The sequence below is a fragment of the Sphaerochaeta sp. genome (assembly GCF_050178175.1).
Lineage (GTDB): Bacteria > Spirochaetota > Spirochaetia > Sphaerochaetales > Sphaerochaetaceae > Sphaerochaeta.
Genome location: NZ_JBFXGH010000190.1, coordinates 1 through 2,805, shown reverse-complemented (window position 1 = coordinate 2,805; position 2,805 = coordinate 1). Strand labels below are relative to the sequence as shown.

The 2,805-nt window shown below is 50.1% G+C and carries 2 protein-coding genes and 1 pseudogene; 2 read left to right on the top strand and 1 reads right to left on the bottom strand.

Annotated elements, in window-relative coordinates; translation table 11 throughout:
- Nucleotides 1–290 (top strand): annotated as a pseudogene (locus tag AB7S66_RS12375) (hypothetical protein); the annotation flags it as partial.
- 3 nt (nt 291–293) lie between these two features.
- On the opposite strand, the gene ychF reads toward AB7S66_RS12375, so the two are convergent.
- Complete coding sequence (ychF, locus tag AB7S66_RS12370) at nt 294–1,400, bottom strand: redox-regulated ATPase YchF (protein WP_428520448.1); 1,107 nt, start codon at nt 1,398–1,400, stop codon at nt 294–296.
- A 90-nt stretch (nt 1,401–1,490) separates the two neighbouring features.
- On the opposite strand from ychF, the gene hflX reads away from it, so the two are divergent.
- Nucleotides 1,491–2,801, top strand: a complete 1,311-nt coding sequence (hflX, locus tag AB7S66_RS12365; protein ID WP_428520446.1) for a GTPase HflX — start codon at nt 1,491–1,493, stop codon at nt 2,799–2,801.
- Nucleotides 2,802–2,805 lie beyond the last annotated feature (4 nt).

The following is a 2,805-nucleotide window of genomic DNA, read 5'->3' as shown; positions in this document are numbered from 1 at the left end:
TGGTTCCCGTCATCCCTTTCCTGGCTGATGAAAACTTTGAAGCATTTGGGCCGGTGTACAACCAAGGGCTCAGTGAAGCCGACTATCTTGAGATGATCAGTTTCATGCTTGGAGAGGAAGGGCCTCCTGCAATTGAACGATCTGTGATTACCCTCAGGGTGAATACCCCAAAGGAGATCACATCGTTCAGCAATGGGAGAAAGGTATCGGCAAACGTGTATGAATTCAGCTTCCCACTCATCGACTTCCTCTTGCTTGCCGAGCCCATTACATTCACTGTTCGTTGGTAACACCTAGACATTGAACTTGAAGTGCATGATATCCCCATCCTGCACCAAGTACTCTTTGCCTTCCATCCTCAGCTTCCCTGCTACCTTGACCTTCTGTTCACTTCCATAGGTGAAAAGGTCTTCACAGTTATATACCTCGGCCTTGATGAATCCCCGCTCAAAATCTGAGTGAATGACTCCAGCAGCCTGTGGAGCCTTGTATCCGGCGCGGAAGGTCCACGCCCTATCTTCATCAGAACCTGCGGTGAAGAAGGTACGTAGGCCAAGAATGTGATAGGCGCTACGGATCAGCTGGTTGAGACCGGATTCCTGAAGCCCTACAGCTTCAAGAAATTCCTGCTTCTCCTCCTCTGTTTCCAATACAGCAATCTCTGACTCTATCTTTCCACAGATAACCACTACCTCTGAACCTTCTTGCTCAGCCACAGCTCTCACCTGCTTCACGAATGCATTTTCTTCAACAATGCCTTCCTCATCTACGTTGCAGACATAGATGACCGGTTTGAGAGTGATCAAGTGAAGATCAGAGACCAGTGCAAGTTCATCCTCATCAAGTTGCAGGCTCCGTGCACTCTTTCCCTGCTCAAGGCAATCCTTGAGCCTCTCAAGCACAGGGAGGGATTTCTCCATCTCTTTCTGTGCTTCCTTGCTCAGCCGATTGAGCCTGGATTGTTTTGCCCATCGGTTTGTCACGGTATCAAGGTCGGCCAGAGCCAACTCAATATTGATGGTCTCGATATCCCCCAATGGATCGATCTTATTGTTAACATGAACGATATCGCTGTTTTCAAAGCAGCGAACTACGTGTGCGATTACCCCAACTTCCCTGATAGAAGCGAGAAACCGGTTGCCAAGCCCCTCTCCCTTGCTTGCACCAGCTACCAACCCTGCAATATCGACAAATTCGAATGTTGCAGGAACAACACGCTCAGGCGGAATCAGGGTGGCTATCTTGTCCAGCCGCTTATCAGGAACGGAGACGATACCCACATTGGGATCGATGGTACAGAAAGGATAGTTCGCTACTTCGGCAGGAGCTGCCGTAAGTGCTGAGAATATAGTAGATTTTCCTACGTTGGGGAGCCCAACTATGCCGCAATTAACACCCATGATTCACCTCATTATCGGCTCAATGTGAGCCAGTTGACGAAGTGTATCACATATTGACTTGCTCGTTAACCAGCCCTATAGTCAACACCAATGGGTAGTACACAAACAGAAGACACTGAAAAGAATATTTCCGGCCTCGATATACAAGATGAACGACAGAGAGCACTGCTCTTGGTCCTTGTAAACAGTGAAGACACACCACAAACCACACAAAACCGTGCACAAGAACTGGAGGCCTTGGTAGACACCATGGGCCCACTGGCCATTCATACTGAGTATATCCCGCTCAGGAAGATGCACAGTGCAACCATGATCGGAAGCGGCAAGGTGGAACAGATCAAGGCACTGATAGCAGAAAAAGAGCCTGACCTGATCGTTTTCGACTGCCCGATCAGTCCTCGTGTGCAGCGCAACCTGGAGAGCATTCTCTCCATCTGTGTGATAGACCGTGACGAAGTCATCCTTCAGATCTTTGCAGACAGAGCTGCAACCAAGGAAGCAGTACTGCAAGTTGAACTCGCACGACTCGAATATTCGCTGCCCAGACTCACCAGAAGATGGACCAGTCTCGGACGGCAACATGGTGGAGTGAAAGGAACCCGCGGAGAGGGTGAAAAACAGCTAGAGCTCGATAGACGGCAGATTCAGGAGAAAATTGTCAGCTTGAAAGCTCAGTTGGAAAAGGTAGTGCAACAGCGCAATACCCAACGCAGCCAGCGGATGAATACCAACATCCCAACGGGTGCCATTGTAGGGTACACCAACAGCGGCAAGTCCAGCCTGCTCAATGCCCTAACCAGTGCAGGGGTCCTTGCAGAAAACAAGCTCTTTGCGACCCTGGACCCCACCACCAGAAAGGTAAAGCTCCCAGGAGGGGAAGAGATCCTGCTCTCCGATACGGTCGGGTTTGTCAGCGACCTACCCCACCACCTTGTCCAGGCATTCCGGAGCACGCTCGAGGAAGCCCGTTTTGCAGATTTTCTCATCATTGTCTGTGATGCTGCCCATCCCAATATGCTTGCAAGCTACACGACCACCGTCGAGGTACTTGAGGATCTTGGCTGTACTGATAAACCAGCAATTGTGCTGGCAAACAAGATGGATATGGTAAGAGACTCTTTTGCTGTCAGCAGGCTCAAGTCACTCTATCCCGTGGTAATCGAGACATCCATCAAAGAGGGAACCGGTCTGGAAGCCCTGCTTGAGCAGATTACCAAGACCATTGGTGATCTCTATCCCACGGCAACCTATTTCCTGCCCAACTCCCGCCATGACCTGGTTGCACACATCCACCGCCACGGGCAGGGTGAGTCCATAGATTACCAAGGTGAGGGAATTTTGGTAAAGACACGTATCCAACCACGATTCCAGGGCCCGCTCACTGAATTTAGAAAATCATGAAAAA